This is a genomic window from Dermacoccus sp. Ellin185, assembly GCF_000152185.1.
Lineage (GTDB): Bacteria > Actinomycetota > Actinomycetes > Actinomycetales > Dermatophilaceae > Dermacoccus > Dermacoccus nishinomiyaensis.
Map to the genome: position 1 here is coordinate 13,056 of NZ_AEIQ01000045.1, position 25,001 is coordinate 38,056.

A 25,001-nucleotide genomic window follows, 5' to 3' on the forward strand; every position below is an offset into this window, starting at 1 on the left:
CGGGGCTATGGCGCAGTTGGTAGCGCGCTTCCATGGCATGGAAGAGGTCTGGGGTTCGAATCCCCATAGCTCCACAAGACAGAAACAGAGGACCACCCAGACACGCTTTTCGTCTGAATGGTCCTCTGTTTCTGTCTTTGATCGAACTCTGTGATTCGAGGAGCAGGGCGAGCGTCAGCGAGCCCGACAGAGTCCCCATAGGTCCGACGCGCGAAGCCCGTGTGCCTGCGCGACGCTGGGACGCGCGACGCCCCAGCGGTGCACGCACGCAGCGCGTGACCCTGAGGAGTCGTCGCATCGGGGTGAACTCGAGTTGGACTTGCTGCGTCGAGGAGGTAACGTTCTGCGAGTGCTCACGTGAGTGGGTCACGGGGCTATGGCGCAGTTGGTAGCGCGCTTCCATGGCATGGAAGAGGTCTGGGGTTCGAATCCCCATAGCTCCACCGAGACAGATAAAGACCCTCACCGTACACGGTTTTCGTTCGGTGAGGGTCTTTCTCTATCTCTGTTGAACTCTGTGACTCGAGGAGGAGGGCGAGCGCTAGCGAGCCCGACGGAGTCCCCATAGCTCCACGACGCGCGAAGCGCTTGGACCTCGCGCCGCCACGCCACGACGCGCGAAGCGCGTGAACCTCGCCGCCACGCCGCGTGAGCCCATCGTCACGCCATCGCCACGGCTTTGTCATCGGCAGGCATCGTCCCGCGCAGCGCCGGCATGAGTATCAGCGACGTGATGATGGCGAGCACAGGGGCGATCGTCATCGCGGCAGCGGCTTCGACAACATCGGCGATGCCTCCGATGAGCAGCGCGCCGGCGGCTTGGCCGACCATGGTGCCTGTGCTGAGCAGGCCGAAGGCTTGGCCCTTGGTGGCGAGGTCGATGGATACGACGAGGCGTTCTTGCAGGGGCAGGGCGGCCGCGTAGCCGATGGCGGCGAGGCCGCCCAAAAGCGCGGCGAGCACGATCGGCGGGTGGAGGGGGCGAACACGAGGAACGGTGCGGCGAGCAGCGGGCGCAGCGGCAGCAGGAGTCGTTGGCCGGTAGTCCTGCAGGCCGATGCGGGTGCCGATGACGGCGACGACGGCCGCGCCGGCGGAGATGAGGAACAGGTTCGTGGGGGCCACCCACGTCAGCAGGATGGCGCCGAGGGCGTTGCCGACGACCTGGACGGTGCTCACCGTCATGTTGAGCGTTGCGCGCCCGAGGACGAACGCTTCCTTGGGCACGATGTCCGACAGCAGCGCGATGGTCGCGGCGAGGGCGGAGTGCATGACGGCGACGAGCACGAAGCGCATCCACCACGGCAGTGACGGGATGACCTGGATGCTGTCGACGCAGGCGGCGACGACGCCCGTCATCATCATGGCGGTGCGCGGGCGCAGGAGGTCGCTCGAGGCGAGCAGGTAGCGCGACGTGACGAGCTGGACGAGTGGCCGGCCGAACATGACCAGCGCGGTCAACAAGGGGGAGTGCGTCTGGTCGAACATCATGACGCCCAGCGCGAACGTCCCCCATGACGGCACTGACCATGAGCAGCATCCGAGAGATGAACAGCGCGCGGCACTTGGCGTTCGCGAAGAGGCTGCATCAGGTGGTCACACCACAATCTGACCCATGTCTCGTATGGCTGTGACACCGGGGGTCACTTCACGATTCAACTTCACGAGCGATGCTTCTGGTGAGAAGGCCGCCGCCCCGCGCGCAGTGCGCCCCGCCGAACGATCATCGCCCGCAAACGCGTCAGGGACGAGGCGTTTCCGGGCGATGATCGACAAGGGGAGCGAGATTACTTCAGCTGCCCACTTGTCAGACCCAGCAGGCGACGAGCGACGACGAGCAACTGGATCTGCTGCGTGCCTTCGAAGATGTCGAGGATCTTCGCGTCACGCGCCCACTTCTCGAGCAGCTCGCTCTCGGCGTAGCCGTCGACTCCGACGAGTTCGACGCACTGCAGCGCGACGTTGACGCACGTGCGGCCCGCCTTCGCCTTCGCCATCGACGCCTCCATCGAGTTGGGCTTGCCGTTGTCGGCCATCCACGCGGCACGCAACGTCAGCAGTAGCGCCGACTCGTAGTCGGCCTCCATCTGCACGAGGCGCGCCGAGGCGTACGTCTGGGCGGCGACGGGTGCGTCCCAGTCCTGGCCGTGGCCGGCCTTCTCGAGGGCGGTGCGGGTGAAGTCGAGGCAGGCGCGCGTCAGACCGACGGCCATCGCCGCGACGAGGGGGCGCGTGTTGTCGAACGTCTGCATCGCGCCACCGAAGCCGCCCTCGGTGCGGATCTTGGGGTCACCGAGCAGATCGTTCGCGGGCACACGGCAGTCCTCGAGGACGAACGCCGCCGTGTCGGAGGCGCGGATGCCGAGCTTGTGCTCGAGACGCACGAGCTTGAGGCCAGGGTTGGAGCGCTCGACGACGAACGACTTGATCGCCTTCTTGCCGAGCGAACGCTCGAGCGTCGCCCATACGACGACGAGTTCGGCGCGCTCACCGGAGGTGACGAAGATCTTCTCGCCGTTGAGGACGTACTCGTCGCCGTCCTTCGTCGCGGTCGTACGGATGTTGCCCGAATCCGAGCCGGTGTCGGGCTCGGTGATCGCCATGGCAGCCCAGCGGTTGCCGTAGCGCTCCTTCTGCTCGTCGTTCGCGACGGCGGCGATGGCGGCGTTGCCGAGGCCCTGACGCGGGATCGACAGCGTCAGCCCGACGTCACCACGGCACGTCTGCATGATCGACAGCGCCGAGCTCATGTTGGCGCCGTTCTTGTTGACCTTGCCGGCCTTCTTGCCGGACGCGGGCTTCGTCACGCCCGTCGCCTCGTCGGCGTCAGTGCTGGCCGGGGCCTGGTCGGTGCCGTCCTTGGCGCGCGTGGAACCGGCGGCGCCCGCGCCGTTGCTCGCACCCGAGTCGGTCATGCCGTCGATGAGGGCGGAGACGAGGTCGAGCTCGGCGGGGTAGGTGTGCTCGGCGAGGTCGTACTTGCGGCTGACGGGGCGGAAGACCTCGTCGGCCATCGAACCGGCCTGCTTGACGAGGGGGACGAACTTCTTCGGGATCTCGAGGTCGATCATCATTGGGTCCTTTGCTGAAAAGACGCGGAAAGAGGAGGGGTGGTGGCGCAGCGGAGCGGCCAGCTCAGACGCTGACGCCACCTTCGAGGACGCCGGCGCCGCGCAGGTCGCGGTACCAACGCTCGTTGTCGAACTCTTTGACGAAGCCGTGTCCGCCGAGCAGTTGCACGGCGTCGGAGCCGATCTGCGTGGCGTGCGTCCCGACGAGCGCGCGGGCGTGAGCGATGGTCTCGGCGGCACCGGCGTCGTCTCCGGCGTCGAGACGCGCCGCGGCGCGCAGGGTGACGAGGCGCAGCCCATCGAGTTCGATCGCGATGTTCGACACGGTGAACGCGACGGCCTGACGGTGACCGATCGGCTCACCGAAGGCCTTGCGCTCGACGACGTACTGCCTGACCTGATCGAGCACGGCGCGGCCGGTGCCGCACGCGAGGGCGGCCCACGCGAGGCGCGAGCGGCGGATGGCATCGAGGGTGTCGTCAGCCTTGCCGAGCAGGTTCTCGGCGGGCACGCGCACCCCGGCGAGGTGCAGGCGCCCGGTGTGCGCAGCGCGCACGCCCATCGCCGGCTCGTCGCTCGTCGTCAGGCCCTCGGTGCCGGCTTCGACGATGACGAGGCGCGCGGCGCCGTCGAGCATGACGCTGATGACGAACAGTTCGGCGGCATCGGCGCACGGCACGAGCGCCTTCTCGCCGGTGATGACGAGGTCGGCGCCGTCCCGGGTGGCCGTCGTCGCGGGGGTGCGCGGGTCGGCGAGCGGGCCCGCTTCGGCGAGCGCGAGCGCGGCGACGGCGGGCTTCTTCTCGTCGGTGAAGGCGGGCAGGTAGGTCTCCTGCTGCGCGGACGTGCCGTAGCCCGCGATGGCGGTCGCGACGGCGGCCGGTGCCATGATCGCAACGGCGAGGCCCATGTCGCCGCGGGCGAGCTGCTCGAGAACGAGGGCCGTCATCACGGCGCTGCGCTCCTCGGCGATGCCGCCGAGCTCGGCCGGGACGCCGACGAGCGTCAGGCCCATCTCGGTGGCCTGCGCACGGATCTCGTCGGGCAGGGCGCGCTCCGCGTCGGCCTTCGCCGCGGCGGGACGCAGCAGTTCGTCGGCCAGTTCGGCGGCGACGGCGGCGATCGTCTCCTGATCCTCGGTGGGCGTCAGGTCGAACTCGCGGCGCGGCTTCGTCGGGGCGGTGCGTGCCGCGTCGCCCGAGCCGGCCTTCTTGGTGAAGGCGCGCCCGGCCACCGTCTGAGCCTTGAAACCGGACTTGCTGCCCTGGTAGAGGGCACGCTCGACCTTGGAGCGGATCGCCGGGTTCTTGAGCAGATCGTGCCCGCCGGCCTTGGCGAGAAGGCGCAGTGCGATGGCCTGGCCCTTGTCGGCGAGGGAGGCCTGGTTGGTGGTCGAAGTCATCTCGGCCCTTTCCGTGAGTGACGGTGCGTCGGGGTGTGCGAGCGCCGTTCGAGGCGGCGTGACACGCGGCTGAAGCCGAGGTTACCTGAACGTAGGTACGCGCGGTATCGGTAACCGGGGACTGGCGTGCGGGCGAGGACGACCCGCTCCGGGGCGTGCCGCGCTAGGGTGCGGATCGTGAACATTCGCCGCGCCACCCAGGATGACGTCCCCGAGATCGTGCGCCTCAAGGCGCTGCTCATGATCGACGGGTGGCCCTTCGACATCGAACTCGACGACGCGTGGCGCGAACGGTGCGCCCGCGTCGCGCGCCAGCTGCTCGCCTCCGACGGGTACGCGTGCTTCGTCATCGACCGCGTCGAGGGCGCGGGCCCCGGCTCGCCGCTCGCGTCGTGCGTGACGGCGACCGTCGAACAGCACCTGCCCGGCCCCGACGGCTCGGGTCGCTCGGCGTACGTCGGCGACATGTGCACCGACGCCGAGTTCCGCGGCCGCGGCTGCGGCACGGCACTGCTCGACGCCGCACTGCAGTGGTGTCGCGAGCAGGAGGCCGGCTGGGTCTCGCTGTTCTCCACCGAGAGCGGCGACGCGCTCTACCGCAAGGCCGGTTTCAGCGACGAAGGGCCGTTCCAGCACCTGTCGATGGCGTTGTGACTCTCGGCCGCCCGCTGCGTCGATGACGTCGCGCGAATGTGACCGAGCTTCGCAGAGGTGGACGACAATCGCCGATGTGGACGGGATTCGCCGTTGGGGCGGGTGCTCAGCGGCCCAGGGAGCGGGTGCGGGCGGCGGCGACGACGGCGTCGAACGTCTGCTCGTCGATGTGTGAACCCTCGCGTCGCACCCTGGTGACGTCGAGTTGCAGGACTCGGTCGAGGCGCACCTCGCTGCGTCGTCCGCGGTTGTCCCAGGCGCCGGAGCCGACGTCCATCCAGTGACGCCCCGCCTGAGCTTCCTGCGCGGCGTCACGGTCGTGATCCTTGCTCGTCAGTGGAAGCGCGAGGACGACGTCTTCCAGCTCCGGGTGCCGGGCGATGACGAGAACCGGACGATCCTTGCCCTGCGAGTGGTCCTCCTCGTACGGCACCCACGCCCACACGACCTCACCCGGATCGGGATGCCCGTCGTCATGCGGCGCATAGGCCGTCGCGGGTAGCGGGGCCGTCCAGTCGCCACCATACGGGTGCGCAGAGCCGGCCGGACGAGCGTTGGGCGCGTCGTCGTGACGGTGCGACGTCGGTGCACCCGCGCGGCGTCCGTCGGGCCCGACCGTGGCGTCGGCGCGGCGCCGCGTGGACGACGTTCCACGGCGTTCGGGGTCGAGGAGCGCATTCATGCCCCCACGTGCGAGGGCGCGGGAGAGGCGGACGGCGACGGTGCGCAGGTTCATGGTCCGAACGTAGCCCGTCCGGGCGAGCGCCGGGTGCGGGGCACGCGCCGGCCGCCCGGTTGCGCTCTCACACGAACGACGGACGCAGGTGACGACGGGTGATGAAACGCACGCCGTGCGCACCCCCTCAGCGGCTCGGGGTAGGGGTACGGGTGCGGAAGAATGGATCGGTGACCGAAGCAACCGCGCTGCATGACATCTGCGACGACGAGGCCGTCGACGCCGAACGCTCGAACCGCCACGGCAGCTACCCGCGAGCCGGTCTGGCGATCCTGGCGCTGGCGCTCGGCGGTTTCGCCATCGGCACGACGGAGTTCGTCACGATGGGTCTGCTGCCGCAGATCGCGCGGGGTCTCGGCATCTCGATTCCGAGCGCCGGTCACGCGGTGTCGGCGTACGCGCTCGGCGTGGTCGTCGGTGCGCCTCTCGTCACGATGCTGTTCGCGAAGGTGCCGCGCAAGAACGTCCTGCTCGGACTCATGGTCGCGTTCTTCGTCGGCAACATCGGCTCGGCGCTCGCCTCGAGCTACCCGATGCTGCTGCTCGCGCGCTTCGTCGCGGGCATGCCGCACGGCGCGTTCTTCGGCATCGGCGCCGTCGTCGCGGCCACCCTCGTCGAGAAGCACCGGCGCACCTGGGCCGTGTCGATGATGCTCGCTGGCCTGACGGTGGCGAACATCGTCGGCGTGCCCGTCTCGACGTGGCTCGGGCAGCATCTGGGCTGGCAGTGGCCGTACGCCCTCGTCGCCGTCATCGCGTTGCTCACCGTCGTTGCGGTGTGGTTGTGGATCCCGCACCAGGGCTCCCTGGGCGTCACGTCCGTCACCGGTGAACTGAAGGCGTTGACGCGCCCGCAGGTGTGGTTCGCGCTCGCGATCGGTGTCGTCGGCTTCGGCGGCATGTTCTCGACGTTCAGCTACATCGCGCCGACGATGACGGAGCTCACCGGCTTCTCGGACGCCGTCGTGCCGGTCATCCTGGTCATCTACGGCATCGGCATGACGGCGGGTGCGTTCCTGTCCGAACGCGTCGCCATGCGCGGGCTCATGCGCGGCATCTTCGGCTGCCTCGTGACGATCGCGATCATCCTGTCGCTCTTCGGCTTCGCCGCGCACAACAAGGTCAGCGCGGTCGTGTTCGTGTTCCTGCTCGGCTGCGTGCCGACGATCATGGTGCCGATGATCCAGACGCGGCTCATGGACGTCGCCCACGAGGGCCAGTCGCTCGCGGCCGCTCTCAACCACGCGACGCTCAACGCCGCCAACGCCCTCGGCGCCTGGCTCGGCGGCGTCGTCCTCGACGCGGGGCTCGGGTACGAGTGGTGCTCGCGCGTCGGTGCCGTGCTCGCGGCGGCGGGCGCCGTCATCACGCTGGTCTCGGCATGGACGTCGCGCCGCGCCGCCGTCGCAGGCTGAGCGCGCCCCTGGTGGCGCGAGGTGGCCGCGCTGATTCGCCCAGCTCTGCCGTCATCGTGGGCACGCTCGGGCCGTGCGGATCAGCCTGAGGACGCCGTCCGATCGCTGACGAGCTTCGCGGCGAGAACACCGCCGATCGCGCCACCGAGGTGACCCTGCCACGAAACGTGGGTGCTCTGCGGAAGCACACCCCACAGCACGCTGCCGTAGACGACGGCGAGGACGAGCCCCACGACGACCTCGGGCCAGCGGCGCGTCCAGAATCCTCGGACCATGAGGTACGTCAGCCACCCGAAGACGACGCCCGAGGCACCAGCGACGGCCGTGTACGGCGGGCTGAGCAGCCACGCGGCGAGCCCCGACGTGCACGTGACGATGAACGTCACACGCGCGAGGACGGCCAGGCCGCTGAGGGCGAGGACGAACCCGAGCGGCAGCAGCAACGCACTGTTCGCCTCGAGATGAGCCCACCCGTAGTGTGCGAACGGCATGGTGAAGATCGACCACAGGTCGCTCACCTCCCAGGCCTTCAGGGAGGCGGCGGCGTCGATGGCGTGGTGCGTCAGCACGTCGAGGGCCTCGATGATCCACAGCGCGGCGACGATCAGTGCGGAGACGACGGCGGATTGCTTGACGCGCTCTGCCGCGGGGCGAAGGGTGCTGTCGAGATCCATGGGCTGGCCTCCTGTGGGGAGTGGCTCGTCGGGTCCACCGGTATGGCGTGGGTGATGCGTCGTCGGTTCGACAACGCGTGCTCGACGACACCCGATCGACGCGTATCTGTCTCGCATCGTAGTGGGGCTCTCTTCGCGTGCGCTGGATGCACGTGTCGCGTCGGCCGTCGTACGTGACGCGTGCGGCAGGGGCGTCGGGGCGTGAAAGAATGAAGGGTCGCCGGTGTGCTCCTCGCGGGGCGCGACGGGCGGCCGCAGATCGATGCGTCATCGCCGCCTCCAGGGCGCGCGGCGGCGAACACCGACCCGACGAACTTCGAGGTATCACGTTGTCACCCATGGCCCGCAAGGCACTCGAGCCCGCCGCGACGCCGCCGGAGCAGATCCGCAACTTCTGCATCATCGCGCACATCGACCACGGCAAGTCGACGCTCGCCGACCGGATGCTGAGCAAGACGGGCGTCGTCGAGGATCGGGCCATGCGTGCGCAGTACCTCGACCGCATGGACATCGAGCGCGAGCGCGGCATCACGATCAAGAGCCAGGCTGTGCGCATGCCGTGGGAGCTCGACGGTACGACCTACTGCCTCAACATGATCGACACGCCGGGGCACGTCGACTTCACCTACGAGGTGTCGCGTTCGCTCGCCGCGTGCGAGGGCGCCGTCCTGCTCGTCGACGCCGCGCAGGGCATCGAGGCGCAGACGCTCGCCAACCTGTACCTGGCGATGGAGAACGACCTCACGATCATCCCGGTCCTCAACAAGATCGACCTGCCGGCCGCGCAGCCCGAGAAGTACGCCGCGGAGATCGCCGGTCTCATCGGCTGCGAACCGGAGGACGTGCTCAAGGTCTCCGGCAAGACGGGCGTCGGTGTCGAGGAACTGCTCGACGTCATCGTCGAGAAGCTGCCTGCCCCCGTTGGTGACGCCGACGCGCCGGCCCGCGCCATGATCTTCGACTCCGTCTACGACACCTACCGCGGCGTCGTCACGTACGTGCGCGTCGTCGACGGCCGGCTCAGCCCGCGCGAGAAGATCGAGATGATGTCGACGCGCGCGACGCACGAGCTGCTCGAGATCGGCGTCAACTCTCCCGAGCCGATCCCGACGAAGGGCCTGTCCGTCGGCGAGGTCGGCTACCTCATCACCGGCGTGAAGGACGTGCGCCAGTCGAAGGTCGGTGACACGGTCACGAACGCCGCGAATCCCGCGTCCGAGGCGATCGGCGGCTACTCCGACCCGAAGCCCATGGTGTTCTCGGGTCTGTATCCGATCGACGGTTCCGACTACCCGATCCTGCGTGACGCCCTCGACAAGCTGAAGCTCAACGACGCGGCGCTCGTCTACGAACCGGAGACGTCGGCAGCGCTCGGGTTCGGTTTCCGCGTCGGCTTCCTCGGCATGCTCCACCTGGAGATCACGCGTGAACGCCTCGAGCGAGAGTTCAACCTCGACCTCATCTCGACCCTGCCGAACGTCGTCTACCAGGTGACGACGGACGACGGCGTCGTCAGCGAGGTGACGAACCCGAGCGAGTTCCCCGAGGGCAAGATCGCCGACATCACCGAACCCGTCGTGCGTTCGACGATCCTCGTGCCGAGCGAGTACATCGGCGCCGTCATGGAGCTGTGCCAGGCCCGTCGCGGCAACCTGCTCGGCATGGACTACCTGTCCGAGGAGCGCGTCGAGATGCGCTACACGCTGCCGCTCGCGGAGATCGTGTTCGACTTCTTCGACGCCCTCAAGTCGAAGACGCGCGGATATGCCTCGCTCGACTACGAACCCGCGGGGGAGCAGAGCGCCAACCTCGTCAAGGTCGACATCCTGCTGCAGGGCGACACCGTCGACGCGTTCAGCGCCATCGTGCACCGCGACAAGGCGTACGCCTACGGCACGATGATGGCGACGAAGCTCAAGGAGCTCATCCCGCGTCAGCAGTTCGAGGTGCCGATCCAGGCGGCCATCGGCACGCGCGTCATCGCCCGTGAGAACATCCGCGCCATCCGCAAGGACGTGCTCGCCAAGTGCTACGGCGGCGACATCAGCCGCAAGCGCAAGCTGCTCGAGAAGCAGAAGGAGGGCAAGAAGCGCATGAAGATGGTCGGTTCCGTCGAGGTGCCGCAGGAGGCCTTCATCGCCGCGCTCAGCCAGGGCGAGTCGGCGGAGAAGAAGAAGTGAGCAAGCCCGGTTACGTTCCGGGTGCGACGTCCGGCCAGCCGTCGGAGGGCGCGGGGGAGCACCCGCAGGTCGGGCCGCGCCCACTCGCACGCACGCGCTCGTTCACGCGCCGCGGCGGCCGGATGCCGGAGCGTCACCATCGTGCGCTGAGTGACAACGGTGAGCAGTACGTCCTCGACGTTCCCCGCAAGCCGGGGACGACCGAGCCCGTCGATGGTTTCCGGCTCGACATCGCCGAGGTGTTCGGACGCCGGGCGAAGCTCGTCGTCGAGATCGGTTCGGGCGCGGGGGATCAGATCGTCCATGCAGCGCTCGAGCACCCCGAGACGGATTTCATCGCTCTGGAGGTGTGGCGTCCCGGCATCGCGCAGACGATCTCGAAGGCCGTCCACGCGGGCGTGACGAACGTGCGTCTCATCGAGATCGACGCCTCCGAAGCGCTCGATCGGCTCTTCGCGCCGGGCAGTGTCGACGAGGTGTGGACGTTCTTCCCCGACCCGTGGCCGAAGACGAAGCACCACAAGCGTCGTCTCGTGCAGCTCGGCTTCGCCGACGTCGTCGCCGACGTCCTCGTGCCCGGCGGCACCTGGCGCCTCGCGACCGACTGGGCCGACTATGCCTGGCACATGCGTGACGTCGTCGAGGCGTCGCCGCGCTTCACCAACCCGTGGACCGGGCGCCTCGCGGACGCCGGGGACGCCCACGTCGATCCCGAGGGCGCGCGCGGAGGGTTCGCGCCGCGCTTCGAGGGCCGCACGACGACCCGCTTCGAGACGAAGGGTCTCAAGGTCGAGCGCATCGTGCGCGACCTCGAGGTGAAGCGAGCCAACTGAGCGGTGCCGCGCGGTCCCCACGGCGTTCGGGCTCGGTGTCCCCGGCGCGGCTGATCGGGCGCGAACGCCGATACTCGCGGGTAACCTTGGGGCCATGAATCAGGTCTACGGCATGTACAAGAAGCTCACCGCGAAGAACGACAAGGCGGGGCGCGCAGCGTTCTCGGCCGCGTTCGCGCTCAAGGCGCCCTACTTCCGCACGATCGCCCCGATGATCCAGACGATGGAACCGCACCGCGGCGTCGTGAAGATCAAGAAGTGGTGGGGTGTGCAGAACCACATCGGCACCGTGCACGCCATCGCCATCGCCAACGGCATGGAGTGCGCCACGGGCCTGCTCGCGGAGGCGACGACGCCCGACGACATGCGCTGGATCCCCAAGGGCATCACGCTCGACTACGTCGCGAAGACGCCCGGCGACATCGAGTGCGTCGCCGAGACGACGCCGGAGGACTGGGACAAGGAGCCGCCGTTCCAGGTCGACGTCAAGGTGACGGGGCGCCTCGTCAAGGACGGCACGGTCGCCGTCGAGGGCATCATCCCGATCTACGTCTCGGCCAAGAAGAAGAAGTGACGTTCACCCCGCCGCCGTGGCCAGAAGCGCCGCGGCGGCGGGGTTCGTCAACCGCCGTGGGCCGGCCCAGACGGCCCTCAGGTTGCGGGTGAGGTCGACGCCGTCGACGCCGACCTCCACGAGGGTGCCCGCACGCAGCGCGTCGTCGACAGCGAGCCGGCTGAGGACGGCGGGAGCCGTCCCGGCCGCGGCGGAAACCCGCACGGCGGCGTTGCTCGCCAGCTCGAGCGCCGGGGGAGCGACATCGAGCGGCGCGAGGGCGCGGCGCAAGGCCACCCGCGTGCCCGAGCCCGACTCGCGCGCGACGAGCGGTGTGGCCGCCAGTTCCTCGGCGCGGACACGTGAGCGCGCGGCCCACGGATGCTGCGGCGCGACGACGAGGACGAGGTCGTCATGCGCGACGACGACGGAGTTCAACCCGCGCGGAGCGCCGGGGCCCTCGATGAACCCCAGATCCACCTCACCGCCGCGTGCCGCGGCGAGCACCTCCGTCGTGTTGCCGACGGCTACCGAGATGCCGCGCGTCTCGCCAAGCGATGGGTCGTGAGGGGAAGCGCCACCGGCGCCCGCGCCACCCGCGGCGTGCTGCCACCCCGCGATCCATCCCGGTAACAGGTGTTCGGCGACCGTCTGGCTCGCCATGACGACGAGGGGCGCCTGCGTACGAGCGCGCAGTGCCGCGACTCCCGTCTCGAGGGCGCGCGCCGCCTCGAGCGTCGCGCGCGCCCATTCGACGACGAGCAGGCCGTCGGTCGTGACGCGGGCACCGGTCGTCGCGCGATGGATGAGCGACAGGCCGAGCCCGCGCTCCAGCCGGGCGATGCTGCGACTCGCGTTGGGTTGCGCCACCCCGCAGCGTCGGGCGGCCGCACTGAGCGAGCCCTCATCGGCGAGTGCCACGAGCAGTTCGAGCGTCGCGAGGTCGGGCCAGGTCGTCACCACTCCAGCCTATATGCGAAACGCATACCCCCATGCCGGATATAGGGCTACCGGGCGAGCCGACACGGCGGGAGCATGGAACCCATGAGCACAGCCACCGCCACCGACGTCATGCCTCACCGCACCACCGGCTCGTTCTTCGCGAACACGACGGTGCCCGCGGCGTCGCCGGCTTGGTACGGCAGTGTCATGGGCAGCGCCATCCTGGCGACGCTGAGCGAACTGCGCACCGACGTCATCCCGTTCGGTCACCTGCTCGCCGTGGTGTTCTGGCTCATCGCCTGTACGTTGCTCGTCGCCCTCACCGCCGCGTTCGTCGTCCGTATCGCTCGTGACCGCGACGCGTTGCGTGCGAGCATCGCGAACCCCGTCGCGATGGCGCAGTGGGGCATGGTCTCGATGGGCGTCCTGGCCGTCGGTTCGGCGACATCGGCGGTGCTCCCGACAATCTCCGCGGGCCTGAGGGACGCAGCCTGGCGGGCCGACCTCGTCCTGTGGGTCGTCGGCACCGTCATCGGCCTCGCCACCGCCGTCGCCGTGCCGGCCCGTCTGCTCGTCGCCGACCCCAGCACACCGACGACCGCGTGGGGTCTGGCGGTCGTGCCGCCGATGGTCTCGGCGACCGCCGGCGCCGGCATCGTCGGTTGGCTGAGCGACCCGCAGGCGCGCGTGTGGGTGCTGCTCGCGAGCGCGGCCTGCTTCTTCGTTGCGCTCGTGCTCGGGGTCATCATCTTCGCGATCGCCTACCGCCACCACTGGCTCGTCGAGCCGCTGCCGCTCGCGGCGTCGATCACCGCGTGGCTGCCGCTCGGCGTCGTCGGGCAGTCGACGGCGGCTGCGCAGGCCATCGCGAGGCAGTCGGCGTCGATGCTGCAGGGCCCGTTCGCGACGACGGTGACCCAGGCCGGGCACGTCTACGGCTACGTCGTGCTGACGATCGGGGTGCCGCTCGTCGCCTGGGCGCTCGCCATGACGGTGCGTGGCTTCACGAAGCGCATGCCGTTCAGCCCAGGCTGGTGGGGCATGACGTTCCCCGTCGGCACGCTCGTGCTCGGCTCGACGATGCTGGGGCGCAGCTCGCACCACGCGATCTTCACCTGGGCCGGTGCGGCGCTGTATCTCTTCCTGCTCGGCACCTGGAGCGTCTGCGCGATCAGCTCGCTGCTCGCGGTATGTCACCAGCGCGCTCTGCGTCACGCCTGAACGCGGCGATGAGCTGGGCGCGGCAGGGATGGACGGCAACGGTGCGACGCCGAGCGGTGCGACAATGACCAGATGCCGCAGATGCCCGACGGAATCCCCGCCCCTGACGACGGTGCCGTCCCGTCCGCTGCGCTCGCGACGCTGGCGGGCGGGGCGTTCGGGCTCTACGTCCACGTGCCGTTCTGCGTGACGCGCTGCGGTTACTGCGACTTCAACACCTACACGCTCACCGAGCTCGGTGAGCCGGGCGCGAGCGTCAGCACGTACGCGGACGCCGCGCTGCGCGAGCTGGATCTCGCGGCACGCGAGCTGGGCGAGGCGCCCAGCGGCGTCCCCGTCATCGAGACCGTCTTCATCGGCGGCGGCACCCCGACGATGCTGCCCGCCGACGACCTCGTCCGCATCCTCGCGAAGGCGCGCGAGCTGTTCGGTCTCGCCGAGGGGTGCGAGGTCACGACGGAGGCCAACCCCGATTCGGTCGACGAGACCTACCTGCGCACCCTCGCCGACGGTGGTTTCACGCGCGTCAGCATCGGCATGCAGTCGGCCGTCCCGCACGTGCTCGCGACGCTCGAGCGCACGCACAACCCGGCCAACGTCGAACGCGCCGTGCGCGCCGCGAAGGACGTCGGGCTGCAGGTCAGCATCGATCTCATCTACGGCGCGCCGGGTGAGAGTCTCGACGACTGGCGCACCTCGCTCGACGCGGCGATCGCGCTGGAGCCCGACCACATCAGCGCCTACGCCCTCGTCGTCGAGGAGGGCACGAAGATGGGGGCGCAGGTGCGTCGCGGCGAGCTGCCCCTGCCCGATGACGACGACGAGGCCGACAAGTACGAGCTCGCCGACGCCTTGCTCGCGGATGCCGGGTACGACTGGTACGAGGTGTCGAACTGGGCGCGCTCGCCGCAGACGCAGTGCCGCCACAACCTCGCGTACTGGCGCGACGAGCCGTGGTGGGGCGTCGGCCCCGGCGCGCACAGCCACGTCGGCGGCGTGCGCTGGTGGAACGTCAAACATCCGCGCGCCTACGCCCAACGCGTCAACGCGGGGCTCTCGCCGGCGCTGGCAGGCGAACTGCTCGAAGAGCGTCAGCGCTATGAGGAACGCGTCCTGCTCCAGGTGCGCCTCGCCGAGGGACTTCCTCTCGACATGCTCGACGATGACGGGCGACGCGCCGTCGCCGGCCTCGTCGCCTCGGGGCTGATCGACGGCCCGTCAGCGGTGCGCGACAAACGAGTTCGTCTGACGCTGCGCGGTCGCCTGCTCACCGACACCGTCGTGCGGGCGCTGCTCGCGATCTGAGCCGCGCGCACCGAGACGCCTGCCTCCCGGGGCTGGCCTGCCTCAGGGGCGATCCCCGGGCCCCTGCGTGCCCGCCTGCGCCGACCCCGAAGACCGAAGGGGGCGCCGATGAACGGCTCTGACTACTCGACGACGACGCTGCCGCTCCTGTTCGTCTTCATCTCCTTCGTCGTCACCTTCCTCGTGACGCGCCTCATCCGCGCCGGCAAGGGTCCGTTCAAGGGACAACGTCTCCCAGGACGGCGTCCACGTCCACCACGCCGTCTAAGGCATCTTCGCGCTGCTTGGCCGGCGCGGTCATGAACACGGCGGCCGAGAGCTCGGTCTTCCGCGTCCTGGGGGCGATCCTCATCGGCGCGGGCGCCTCGCTCATCCTCGACGAGTTCCCGCGGATCCTGCACCTGCGCGACGTGTACTAAAAGCGCGAGGGGCACGCCTCCGTGCAGACCGTGGCGGGCGCCGCGACGTCCCGACCAGAAGGCCACGTAGGCATGAAGCTCGCCATCGTCGTCATCCTGTCGATGACCATGCTCATCACGCTGTTCTCGGCGCGCCTCGAGCGCTGGAAGATCACCATGGCCATGGTGTTCGCCGGCGCGCTCGTCGGCTGGGGCACGAGCGTGCCGATCATCGAGGCGATGGGCAACCCGTCGGCCGAACGCGCCGTCGAGATCGTGCTCGCCCTGCTGCTGTTCCTCGACACCACGCCGGTGAAGAAGCTGCGGCGACGCACGACCGGCCTGCTCGTGCGGCTCGTCTTGCTCGGCGTCTCACTCTGCCTGGTCCTCGCCACCGTCGTCGCGGGGATGATGTTCCCGCACGAGCGGCTCGTCGTCTGCCTGATTCTCGCCTGCATCATCGTGCCGACCGACATGGCGCCCGCTGCACGCGTGCTGGGCGACCGGCGCATCCCGATCAGCATCCGCGACCTGCTCAACACCGAGAGCGGCTACCACGACGGTGTCGTCGCCCCATCTTCCTCTTCGGGACTCAGCTGCTCGAGACCAGGGACGACAACAGCGGCGTCGAGGCGCTCGCGGACATGGTGCCGGCGGCGGCCTACGCCATCCTCGTCGGTGTCGTCATCGGCGACGAGACTGCCGGCGAACATGGCGAGCAGCAGGAGGCCGAGGGCACCGAGGACGTTCTTGAGCGCCGAACGCTTGTCGACGGCGGCGACGCCCTCCGCGCTAACGGGGGGGGCCGGGGTCAGGGCAGGGATGATGATTCTTTTCTGAAATCGGGTAGGACGAAGCGCCGCGGCACGGGGTGCCGAGGGAACGTTGTCAGGGGTGGGGGCGAGCCCAGCGCTCACACGAGGTGCGCTGTTGGGGCGGGGCGTCGCGACGTGGGCCGCATCAGTTGAGGATGCGGATCTGGAACGGGTAGTCGTAGCTCTCGCCACGCGCCGAGCGCAGCGCTCCCTTGACGTGGCACCACGCGGCGACCAGGAAGATGACGGCCCAGAGCACGAGCGCGACGGGAATGCCGACGAGGGTTAAGACCAGAACCCAACCGACGATGTAGAGAATCGAGAACGCAACGTTGAAGTTGAACGCCCCGGCCGCTGCGCGGCGCACCGCGGCGGAGCGGTTTCTGTAGATGAACCACACGATGAGCGGGCCGAGGAAGCTCACCCATCCCGCAGACAGGATCGCGGCGGCCGGCGCTGACAGGTGCGCGACGATCGAGGCGGCGCGCTCGTCATCGCTGAGGTGACCCTGGCCGGTGACGGGCGGCTCGGCGCCGTACGGAGCGCCGGCCAGCCGTCCGGCTCCCTGGCCCTGCGTGCGCTCGTCGGGGTAGGGGTACGGCTGGGAGTTGCTCACGACGTCTCCTGGTGTCGAAGGGTGAATCTCTCGTTCACCGACCATGATTCCGTGTCTGCGTCCCGAGCGCATCCCCCGCGGGATCGATATTCGCGGGCCCCGGCGTCCATCCCGGGGATGATGTCGGCGCACGCCGCGCCATCCCGGCGTCTCACTGCTGCGCGGGGTCGGTGACGAAGTCGATGAGCTCCTCGACGCGTCCGAGCAGTTCGGGTTGCAGGTCGGCGTACGTGCGCACGGTGCCGAGGATCTGCTTCCATCCGCGCGCGACGTCCGCCTGCGTCGCGTGCGGCCAGCCGAGCTCGGCGAGGATGCCGTGCTTCCACGACTGCCCCTTGGGGATGACGGGCCACTTCGACCAGCCGAGCCGCTCGGGTCGTACGGACTGCCACACGTCGACGTAGGGGTGGCCGACGATGAGCACGTGGTCGCGTGCCTGCGGCAGGGCGCGTGCCTTCTCGACGATTCGTGCCTCCTTCGTGCCGGGCACGAGGTGGTCGACGAGGATGCCGAGGCGGCGTCCCTTCTCGGGTCGGAAGTCGCGGATGACGGCCGCGAGATCGTCGACGCCCTCGAGGTATTCGACGACGACGCCCTCGATGCGCAGGTCGTCACCCCACACCTTCTCGACGAGTTCGGCGTCGTGCCGTCCCTCGACGAAAATTCGCGAACCCAGCGCGACGCGCGCCTTCGCCCCGGGCACGGCGAGCGAACCGGACGCCGTCCGCCCGGCCTGCGTCTGCTGCTCGGCGAGGCGCGCGGCGGTGGCGGGTCGGGGCGCAACGAGTGTCACGGGTTCGCCGTCGACGAGGAAGCCGGCGCCGAGCGGAAATCCGCGGGCCTTGCCGAAGCGGTCCTCGAGGAAGACGACGTGCTGCCCGCCCGACTTCTCGACGCGCACGACGGCGCCGACGTAACCGCTCTGGGCGTCCTCGACGACGACGTCGAGCTCAGCGGGCACCTCGCGCGAACGCCCACGTCGAGGCGCGCGCCAATCGCCGGAGAGGACGTCGGAGCCGTAACGGTCGGTCATGGCGATCAGGGTAGAACCGCCCACCGACAACCGCCGTCGCGGCGCGCCGAGAACGATGGTCGCGGGCGCAGCCAGGCGCCCGTCGCGGCGTCGCCGAGGGCCGGGGAGCGCGCGCCTGCCGACCGACGGACGATGGACGACGGCGCGAGGGAACCGCCCGCGACGCTGTGGGCGAACACACCCCGCATGATTTGGCACTCGCTCGGCGTGAGTGCCAATCTTGGACGGACTGCAGATCGAAGGACGGTATCGAGGCGCGGGAGGTGAGCGCATGAGCGACGAACGGCGGCTCGAGGTGCTGCGCGCCATCGTGCAGGACTATGTCGCGACGTCCGAACCGGTGGGTTCGAAGGCGTTGCTCGAACGTCATCAGCTCGGCGTCTCCGCCGCGACGATCCGCAATGACATGGCCGCCCTCGAGGACGCCGGTCTCATCTCCGCGCCGCACACCTCGGCCGGTCGCGTGCCCACCGATGCCGGCTATCGAATCTTCGTCGACCGCCTCAGCCAGGTGCGGCCGCTGAGCGCGACACAGCGTCGCGCGATCGAGACGTTCTTGCGTCAGAGCGTCGACCTCGACGACATCGTCGAACGCACCGCCCGGCTGCTCGCCACACTGACGAACCAGGCCGCCGTCATGCAGTACCCGTCGCTGCGGCGCTCACGGGTGCGACACATCGAGCTGGTGCCGGTCGCCGAGGGGCGCCTGTCGCTCGTCGTCATCCTCGACTCAGGTCGCATCGAGCAGCGTCTCGTCTCCGTCGCCTCCGCCGACGACGAGCGCCTCGTCCAGACGCTGCGAGCGCGCGTCAACGAGGTCTCCGGCGCGCGGTTGCTCACCGAGGCCGCCGCGGCCATGACCGAGCTGGGCGCGGAGTTCGAGCCGGGGCAGCGTGCTGACGTCGACACGATCGTCGCGACGATCGCCGCGGTGTTCGCCGAGGACCGGGAGGAGCGCGTCGTGCTCGCGGGGACGGCGAACCTCGCGCGTGCCGGGCTGCGCGACGACGCGGGCCTCAGCGTCAGCCGTGTTCTCGAGGCGCTGGAGGAGCACGTCGTCCTCATGCGCCTCATCAGCACACGCGACGACGATCCGACGCACGAGGTGACCGTCCGCATCGGCGCCGAGAACGACTTCGCAGGCCTCGAGTCGACCTCGCTCGTGACGACGGCCTACGGCAGCGACGCCGTCGCGACGCTCGGCGTGCTCGGCCCGACCCGCATGGACTACCCGCAGACGATGGCGAACGTGCGCGCGGTCGCCCGCTACGTCTCCGAACTTCTCGAGCAGTGATGGCTCGGGCGCACCACGACCACATGAGTGACGAAATCTTCACCCGTCGAAAGCAAGGATGCTCGTGAACGACTACTACGCCGAACTCGGTGTCACGCGTGAGGCCTCCGTCGAGGAGATCAAGCGCGCCTACCGCAAGAAGGCCCGCAAGCTGCACCCCGACGTCAACCCCTCCCCGGAGGCGGCCGAGGAGTTCAAGCGCGTCGGGCAGGCCTACGACGTGCTCGGCGATCCGCAGAAGAAGGCGGCCTACGACCAGGGCGTCGACCCCTACGCGCCCGGCGGTAGCGCCGGGTTCAGCTTCAGCGACATCATGGACGCGTTCTTCACGGGGGGTGCCGCAGGGGGAGGCGGCGGCCCGCGCAGCCGCGTCCAGCACGGCCAGGACGCGTTGCTGCCGCTCGACATCCAACTCGCCACGGCCGTCTTCGGCGGCGAGCAGGAGCTGACGTTCGACACGGCCGTCGTCTGCTCGACCTGTCATGGCGACGGTTCGCGTCCCGGCACGGGCAAGCACACGTGTGACGTGTGCGGCGGTGCGGGGCAGACGCAGCAGGTGCAGCGCAGCTTCCTCGGCCAGGTGTTGACGTCGCGTCCGTGCACCGCGTGCCAGGGGTACGGCGACATCATCGACAGCCCGTGTTTCGAGTGCGACGGCAACGGCCGCAAGCGCGACACGCGCACCATCACGATCAAGGTACCCGCCGGCGTCGACACCGGCACGCGCATCCAGCTGCGTGGTGAAGGCGAGGTCGGCCCCGGCGGCGGCCCCGCCGGTGACCTGTACGTCGAGGTACGCGTCGAGAAGCACCCGATGTTCCAGCGTCAGGGCGACGATCTGCACTGCTCGCTCGAGCTGCCGATGTCGGCCGCGGCGCTCGGCGCCACGGTGCCGTTCGAGACGCTCGACGGCTCGCGCGACATCGACATCAAGGCCGGCACGCAGCCCGGCGACGTCATCACCCTCAAGGGCCTCGGCGTCACGCGGCTGCGCACCGACAACCGCGGCGACCTGCTCGTGCACGCCAACGTGCGCACCCCGAGCAAGCTGACGGCCGAGCAGGCCGACCTGCTGCGTCAGTTCGCCGAGTCGCGCGGAGAGGACTCGCCGGCGCCGAAGTTCCAGCCCGTCAACCAGGGCCTGCTCGGCAAGCTGCGTCAGGCCTGGAAGGGCTGAGGCGTGACCGCGCACCTCTACTTCGTCGCACCCGGCGCTCTGTCCGACGACATACCGCCGGGTGCACCCGTCGTGCTCGCGGGTGACGAGGGACGCCACGCCGTCACCGTCAAGCGGATGGGTGTCGGTGAGCAGATCCTGCTCGCCGACGGCCACGGCCTCGTCGCGCACGCCGTGGTCGCAGAGACCACGAAGGGCGAGCTGACGGCGCACGTGCGCGAGGTGACGCGCGAGACGCCGCCGGCGGTGACGTTCACGCTCGTCCAGGCGCTCGCTAAGGGCGATCGCGACCTGCAGGCGGTGGAGGCGGCGACGGAGCTCGGCGTCGACGCCGTCGTGCCGTGGCAGGCGGAGCGTTCCATCGTGCAGTGGAGGGGTGAGCGCGCCGAGAAGGCCCGCCGTAAATGGGTGGCGCAGGCCGAGGCGGCCACGAAACAATCACGACGGGCGACGCCCCCGCGCATCAGTGACCTCGTGACGAAGAACGCTGCGGCGCAGGCGATCTCGGCCACCGTCGCGGAGGGCGGCCTCGCGCTCGTCCTGCACGAGGACGCCGAGGCGAGTCTCGCGCAGGTCGAGCTGCCGTCGGCCGGTGACGTGATGCTCGTCGTCGGCCCCGAGGGCGGCATCACGCCCGCCGAGCTCGACGCGTTCGTCGCGGCCGGTGCCACGCCGGTGCGGATGGGCGCCACCGTGCTGCGTTCGTCGTCGGCCGGCCCGGCGGCGCTCGCCGCCCTGCTCGCGCGCTCGCGCTGGGTCTGAGCGCCCGAGCGACCACTAGACTGGAGACACGATGACTGACGCTTCCGCGCCCTCCGAGCGCACCCCTCACGACCCTGACGGCCAGGCTGCCTCGCAGCAGACGCGCATCGTCATCCCGCCCGACGTCGCGATGGTGCAGTTGCTCGGGCCGCAGGATCAGCTGATGCGCACGATCGAGCGCGCCTTCCCGCGCCTGTTCGTCTTTGCGCGCGGCAATGAGCTGACGATCGACGGCCCGCGCGAGGACACGGCGATCGTCGAGACCCTCGTCGGTGAGCTGCTCACGATGATCGACGCGGGCCACCAGATCAACCGTGACGCCGTCGAGCGCTCCATCGGCATGCTGCGCGGCAAGAACGCGCAGCGCCCCGCCGACGTGCTGACGACGAACATCATCTCCAGCCGCGGGCGCACGATCCGCCCGAAGACACTGGGGCAGAAGGAGTACGTCGACGCGATCGACCGCAACACGATCGTCTTCGGCATCGGCCCGGCCGGTACGGGCAAGACGTATCTGGCGATGGCGAAGGCCGTCGCGGCGCTGCAGGCCAAACAGGTCAACCGCATCATCCTGACGCGCCCTGCCGTCGAGGCCGGTGAGCGCCTCGGCTTCCTGCCCGGCACGCTCAACGACAAGATCGACCCGTATCTGCGTCCGCTCTACGACGCGCTGCACGACATGATCGACCCCGACTCGATCCCGAAGCTCATGGCCGCAGGCACGATCGAGGTCGCGCCGCTCGCGTACATGCGCGGGCGCACGCTCAACGACTCGTTCATCATCCTCGACGAGGCGCAGAACACGAGCAGCGAGCAGATGCGCATGTTCCTCACGCGCCTCGGCTTCGGTTCGAAGATCGTCGTGACGGGTGACGTCACGCAGGTCGACCTGCCGGGTGGCACGACGTCGGGCCTGCGGGTCATCGAGGACGTGCTCACCGGAATCGATGACGTCCACTTCGCCCACCTCGACTCGAGCGACGTCGTGCGTCACCGCCTCGTCTCCGACATCGTCGACGCCTACGGCCGCTACGACGCGGCAGCCGAGCGTCGCCGCGCCGAGGCGAAGAAGCGCCGCGAGGCGCGCGCCGGCGGCGAGGGGCAGCCGGCATGACGATCGACATCGCCAACGAGACCGACGTCGACGTCGAGCTGGACGAGATCCACGACTGCGCGCGCTACGCGATGGACGCGATGTTCGTCCACCCCAACGTCGAGCTGAGCATCCGCATCATCGACGAGGCAGCGATGGAGACGCTGCACGTGCAGTGGATGGATCTGCCGGGCCCGACGGACGTCATGAGCTTCCCGATGGACGAGCTGACGCCCGGCAGCGAGCGCGAGCCGTCCCAGGAGGGCATGCTCGGCGACATCGTCCTGTGCCCGAGCGTCGCCGCCGCGCAGGCGGCCGCAGCCGGGCACGACACGATGGAGGAGCTGCTGCTGCTCACCGTCCACGGTGTGCTGCACCTGCTCGGCTACGACCACGCCGAACCGGACGAGCGCGTCGAGATGTTCGAACTGCAGCGCACGATCCTGCTCACCTACCTCGCGAGCCGCGGGCGCAGCACGGAGGCGGGCACCATCCGCATCGCGCCGCCGTCCGGGCGCGAGTGACCCCGCAGACCTTGGGAGTGAACCGCACGTGACCATCGTGCTGATCGCCGCGCTCGTCAGCGTGGTCATGGGCTTCGTCTTCGCCCTCGTCGAGTCGGCGCTCGGGCGCGTGACGCGCCACCGCGTCGTCGCGCTCGCCGAGGAGGGCCACGCCGGCGCCTCGGCGCTCGGACGCATCGTCGACAACCACGCGACGGCGCTCATGGTGCTGACGTTCCTGCGCGTCGGCGCCGAGATGACGGCCGCCGTCCTCGTCACCGTCGCCGCGACACGCGCGTTCGACGGCGCGTTCTGGCCGAGCCTCGCGACGGCCGTCGCCGTCATGGCGATCGCCTCGTTCGTGCTCGTCGGCGTCTCGCCGCGCACGCTGGGCCACCAGCACGCCGACAAGGTGGCGCTCGCGACGGCGCGGCCCGTCCTCGTCGCGCTCACGGTGCTCTCACCGCTCGCGCGGCTGCTCGTGACGCTGGGCAACGCCGTCACCCCGGGTGAGGGCTACAAGGACGGCCCATTCGACTCCGAGGCGGAGTTGCGCGAGTTCGTCGACCTCGCCGAGGATTCCGACCTCATCGAGGCCGACGAGCGGCGCATGATCCACAGCGTGTTCGAGCTTGGCGACACGATCGTGCGCGAAGTCATGGTGCCGCGCACCGACATGATCACGATCGACGGCTACAAGAGCCTGCACCAGGCGATGAACCTGTTCGTGCGCTCCGGCTACTCGCGCGTGCCCGTCATCGGCGAGAACTCCGACGACCTCGTCGGCCTGCTGTACTTCAAGGACGTCGTGCGGCGCACGCTCACCGGCGACGCGGACGCCATCGCCATCTCCGAGGTGATGCGCGATCTCGCGTTCGTGCCCGAGTCGAAGCCCGTCGACGCGTTGCTCAAGGAGATGCAGCGCGACCGCGTCCACTTCGCCGTCGTCATCGACGAGTACGGCGGCACCGCCGGCATCGTGACGATGGAGGATATCGTCGAGGAGATCGTCGGCGAGATCGACGACGAGTACGACCGCGTGTCGCCCGGCGTCGAGGAACTGGGGGACGGCCGCACGCGCGTTCCGGCTCGCATGTCGATCGACGACCTGAGCGAGATGTACGGCGTCAGCATCGACGAGGACGACATCGACACCGTCGGTGGTCTGCTGGCCAAGCTCGTCGGGCGCGTGCCGCTCGTCGGCGCGAGCGGCGAGATCGACGGGCTGCGCCTCACGGCTGAGAAGATGGCAGGACGACGCCACCAGCTCGCGACGTTGATCGTCGAGCGTGTGGAACCCGAAGATCCCACCGACCCGGACGGGCGTGGGGACGAGCGCAGCGCCGAGACGCGCGGCGAGGAGACGGATCGATGACCGAGCACGACACGACCCACGACGGCGAGATCTACCGCGCCGGTTTCGCCTGCCTCGTCGGGCGGCCCAACGCGGGCAAGTCGACGCTGACGAACGCGCTCGTCGGCGACAAGGTGGCGATCACCTCGAGCAAGCCGCAGACGACGCGTCACACGATCCGTGGGATCGTGACGCGCCCCGACGGCCAGATCGTCCTCGTCGACACCCCCGGCCTGCACAAGCCGCGCACGCTGCTCGGTGAGCGCCTCAACGACGTCGTGCGCGAGACGCTGCTCGACGTCGACGTCATCGGGTTCTGCCTGCCCGCCGACCAGAAGATCGGCCCGGGCGATCAGTTCATCGCGAAGGACCTCGCCGAGCTGCAGCGCGTGCGCAAGCGCCCCGTCGTCGCGCTCGTGACGAAGACCGACACCGTCGATCGGGAGCGACTCGCCGAGCACCTCATCGAGGTCGACCGTCTCGGGGAGTGGGCCGCGATCGTTCCGTGTTCGGCGGTTTCGGGCAAGCAGGTCGATGATGTGGCGAACGTGCTGCTGGGTTACCTGCCCGAGTCGCCTCAGCTGTACCCCGACGACGTGCTGACCGACGAGTCGGACACCGTCATGATCGCCGAGCTCATCCGCGAGGCCGCGCTCGAGGGCGTGCGTGACGAGTTGCCGCACTCGTTGGCCGTCGTCGTCGAGGAGATGGTGCCGCGTGAGGATCGCCCGGCCGACAAGCCGCTCATGGACGTGCGCGTCAACATCTTCGTCGAGCGTCCCAGCCAGAAGGCCATCATCATCGGCCGCGGCGGTTCGCGGCTGCGCGAGGTCGGCACCACGGCGCGCGAGGGCATCGAGAAGCTGCTCGGGCAGCGGGTCTACCTCGACCTGCACGTCAAGGTGGCGAAGGACTGGCAGCGCGACCCGAAGCAGCTGGGCAAGCTGGGATTCAACTTCTGAGGTTTTCG

The 25,001-nt window shown here is 69.5% G+C and carries 24 protein-coding genes and 2 tRNA genes; 18 read left to right on the top strand and 8 right to left on the bottom strand.

Translation table 11 applies throughout. The annotated features are described in order from the left end of the window. Position 1: 1 nt before the first annotated feature. Positions 2–74: transfer RNA gene (locus HMPREF0321_RS03325), tRNA-Ala, on the top strand. Positions 75–370: 296 nt separating this feature from the next. Further along, a tRNA-Ala gene (locus HMPREF0321_RS03330) sits at positions 371–443 on the top strand. A gap of 217 nt (positions 444–660) precedes the next feature. Here HMPREF0321_RS03330 and HMPREF0321_RS03335 read toward each other — a convergent pair. From HMPREF0321_RS03335 to HMPREF0321_RS03345, 3 genes are all read right to left on the bottom strand, one after another. Beyond that, positions 661–1,524: an MFS transporter gene (locus HMPREF0321_RS03335; protein ID WP_006944256.1), complete on the bottom strand. Its 864-nt coding sequence runs from the start codon at positions 1,522–1,524 to the stop codon at positions 661–663. Between the two features lie 263 nt (positions 1,525–1,787). Next, positions 1,788–3,071, bottom strand: a complete 1,284-nt coding sequence (locus tag HMPREF0321_RS03340; protein ID WP_006944322.1) for an acyl-CoA dehydrogenase family protein — start codon at positions 3,069–3,071, stop codon at positions 1,788–1,790. Between the two features lie 64 nt (positions 3,072–3,135). Continuing rightward, the gene (locus HMPREF0321_RS03345; protein WP_006944273.1) at positions 3,136–4,473 is read right to left on the bottom strand and encodes an acyl-CoA dehydrogenase family protein; all 1,338 of its coding nucleotides are present in this window, start codon (positions 4,471–4,473) and stop codon (positions 3,136–3,138) included. 177 nt (positions 4,474–4,650) lie between these two features. Here HMPREF0321_RS03345 and HMPREF0321_RS03350 point away from each other — a divergent pair, with 177 nt between their 5' ends. Further along, positions 4,651–5,127, top strand: a complete 477-nt coding sequence (locus tag HMPREF0321_RS03350) for a GNAT family N-acetyltransferase (protein WP_006944311.1) — start codon at positions 4,651–4,653, stop codon at positions 5,125–5,127. A 106-nt stretch (positions 5,128–5,233) separates the two neighbouring features. Here HMPREF0321_RS03350 and HMPREF0321_RS03355 read toward each other — a convergent pair whose 3' ends face one another. Continuing rightward, entirely contained in the window at positions 5,234–5,863 is a 630-nt protein-coding gene (locus HMPREF0321_RS03355) for a type II toxin-antitoxin system PemK/MazF family toxin (RefSeq protein WP_006944316.1), read from the bottom strand. A gap of 170 nt (positions 5,864–6,033) precedes the next feature. On the opposite strand from HMPREF0321_RS03355, the gene HMPREF0321_RS03360 reads away from it, so the two are divergent. After that, positions 6,034–7,278, top strand: a complete 1,245-nt coding sequence (locus HMPREF0321_RS03360; RefSeq protein ID WP_006944205.1) for an MFS transporter — start codon at positions 6,034–6,036, stop codon at positions 7,276–7,278. 80 nt (positions 7,279–7,358) lie between these two features. Here HMPREF0321_RS03360 and HMPREF0321_RS03365 read toward each other — a convergent pair whose 3' ends face one another. After that, a complete protein-coding gene (locus HMPREF0321_RS03365; RefSeq protein WP_006944274.1) occupies positions 7,359–7,952 on the bottom strand; it encodes a rhomboid family intramembrane serine protease in 594 nt (197 codons plus the stop codon). Positions 7,953–8,290: 338 nt separating this feature from the next. Here HMPREF0321_RS03365 and lepA point away from each other — a divergent pair, with 338 nt between their 5' ends. The 3 genes from lepA (at position 8,291) to HMPREF0321_RS03380 (ending at position 11,539) form a co-directional block, all read left to right on the top strand. Then, the gene (gene lepA, locus HMPREF0321_RS03370; protein ID WP_006944299.1) at positions 8,291–10,132 is read left to right on the top strand and encodes a translation elongation factor 4; all 1,842 of its coding nucleotides are present in this window, start codon (positions 8,291–8,293) and stop codon (positions 10,130–10,132) included. Further along, positions 10,129–10,965 carry a tRNA (guanosine(46)-N7)-methyltransferase TrmB gene (gene trmB, locus HMPREF0321_RS03375; protein ID WP_006944325.1) on the top strand — a complete coding sequence of 279 codons (837 nt, stop codon included), beginning with the start codon at positions 10,129–10,131 and terminating at the stop codon, positions 10,963–10,965. Before lepA ends, trmB begins: the two co-directional genes overlap by 4 nt. A 94-nt stretch (positions 10,966–11,059) precedes the next feature. Continuing rightward, positions 11,060–11,539, top strand: a complete 480-nt coding sequence (locus HMPREF0321_RS03380; protein WP_006944161.1) for a hotdog fold domain-containing protein — start codon at positions 11,060–11,062, stop codon at positions 11,537–11,539. A 3-nt stretch (positions 11,540–11,542) separates the two neighbouring features. Here the strand turns inward: HMPREF0321_RS03380 and HMPREF0321_RS03385 are convergent, their stop codons facing one another. Beyond that, complete coding sequence (locus HMPREF0321_RS03385) at positions 11,543–12,478, bottom strand: LysR family transcriptional regulator (protein WP_040014406.1); 936 nt, start codon at positions 12,476–12,478, stop codon at positions 11,543–11,545. An 84-nt stretch (positions 12,479–12,562) separates the two neighbouring features. Here HMPREF0321_RS03385 and HMPREF0321_RS03390 point away from each other — a divergent pair, with 84 nt between their 5' ends. From HMPREF0321_RS03390 to HMPREF0321_RS03405, 4 genes are all read left to right on the top strand, one after another. Then, positions 12,563–13,681, top strand: coding sequence for a TDT family transporter (locus HMPREF0321_RS03390; RefSeq protein WP_050786458.1), 1,119 nt, complete (start codon positions 12,563–12,565; stop codon positions 13,679–13,681). 72 nt (positions 13,682–13,753) lie between these two features. Next, positions 13,754–14,986: a radical SAM family heme chaperone HemW gene (gene hemW, locus HMPREF0321_RS03395; protein WP_006944252.1), complete on the top strand. Its 1,233-nt coding sequence runs from the start codon at positions 13,754–13,756 to the stop codon at positions 14,984–14,986. Positions 14,987–15,094: 108 nt separating this feature from the next. Next, the gene (locus HMPREF0321_RS15925; RefSeq protein ID WP_006944249.1) at positions 15,095–15,289 is read left to right on the top strand and encodes a hypothetical protein; all 195 of its coding nucleotides are present in this window, start codon (positions 15,095–15,097) and stop codon (positions 15,287–15,289) included. Positions 15,290–15,477: 188 nt separating this feature from the next. Continuing rightward, positions 15,478–16,224 (top strand): cation:proton antiporter, encoded by a 747-nt coding sequence (locus tag HMPREF0321_RS03405; protein ID WP_006944286.1) that lies wholly within the window; start codon positions 15,478–15,480, stop codon positions 16,222–16,224. Between the two features lie 120 nt (positions 16,225–16,344). Here HMPREF0321_RS03405 and HMPREF0321_RS03410 read toward each other — a convergent pair whose 3' ends face one another. Together HMPREF0321_RS03410 and HMPREF0321_RS03415 are read right to left on the bottom strand one after the other, a co-directional pair. Further along, a complete protein-coding gene (locus HMPREF0321_RS03410) occupies positions 16,345–16,815 on the bottom strand; it encodes a DUF4870 domain-containing protein (RefSeq protein ID WP_006944228.1) in 471 nt (156 codons plus the stop codon). Between the two features lie 151 nt (positions 16,816–16,966). Then, positions 16,967–17,848, bottom strand: coding sequence for a DUF3097 domain-containing protein (locus HMPREF0321_RS03415; protein WP_040014389.1), 882 nt, complete (start codon positions 17,846–17,848; stop codon positions 16,967–16,969). 271 nt (positions 17,849–18,119) lie between these two features. Between HMPREF0321_RS03415 and hrcA the strand changes: the two genes are divergently transcribed. From hrcA to era, 7 genes are all read left to right on the top strand, one after another. Next, positions 18,120–19,142 (top strand): heat-inducible transcriptional repressor HrcA, encoded by a 1,023-nt coding sequence (gene hrcA / locus HMPREF0321_RS03420; RefSeq protein ID WP_040014390.1) that lies wholly within the window; start codon positions 18,120–18,122, stop codon positions 19,140–19,142. A gap of 64 nt (positions 19,143–19,206) precedes the next feature. Beyond that, positions 19,207–20,319 carry a molecular chaperone DnaJ gene (gene dnaJ / locus HMPREF0321_RS03425; RefSeq protein ID WP_040014408.1) on the top strand — a complete coding sequence of 371 codons (1,113 nt, stop codon included), beginning with the start codon at positions 19,207–19,209 and terminating at the stop codon, positions 20,317–20,319. 3 nt (positions 20,320–20,322) lie between these two features. Continuing rightward, positions 20,323–21,081: a 16S rRNA (uracil(1498)-N(3))-methyltransferase gene (locus HMPREF0321_RS03430; protein ID WP_006944289.1), complete on the top strand. Its 759-nt coding sequence runs from the start codon at positions 20,323–20,325 to the stop codon at positions 21,079–21,081. 31 nt (positions 21,082–21,112) lie between these two features. Beyond that, entirely contained in the window at positions 21,113–22,195 is a 1,083-nt protein-coding gene (locus tag HMPREF0321_RS03435; protein WP_006944210.1) for a PhoH family protein, read from the top strand. Beyond that, positions 22,192–22,698: an rRNA maturation RNase YbeY gene (gene ybeY, locus HMPREF0321_RS03440; RefSeq protein WP_006944324.1), complete on the top strand. Its 507-nt coding sequence runs from the start codon at positions 22,192–22,194 to the stop codon at positions 22,696–22,698. Before HMPREF0321_RS03435 ends, ybeY begins: the two co-directional genes overlap by 4 nt. A 28-nt stretch (positions 22,699–22,726) precedes the next feature. Beyond that, positions 22,727–24,052, top strand: coding sequence for a hemolysin family protein (locus tag HMPREF0321_RS03445; protein ID WP_006944187.1), 1,326 nt, complete (start codon positions 22,727–22,729; stop codon positions 24,050–24,052). Beyond that, positions 24,049–24,993, top strand: coding sequence for a GTPase Era (gene era / locus HMPREF0321_RS03450; protein ID WP_006944283.1), 945 nt, complete (start codon positions 24,049–24,051; stop codon positions 24,991–24,993). Before HMPREF0321_RS03445 ends, era begins: the two co-directional genes overlap by 4 nt. Positions 24,994–25,001 lie beyond the last annotated feature (8 nt).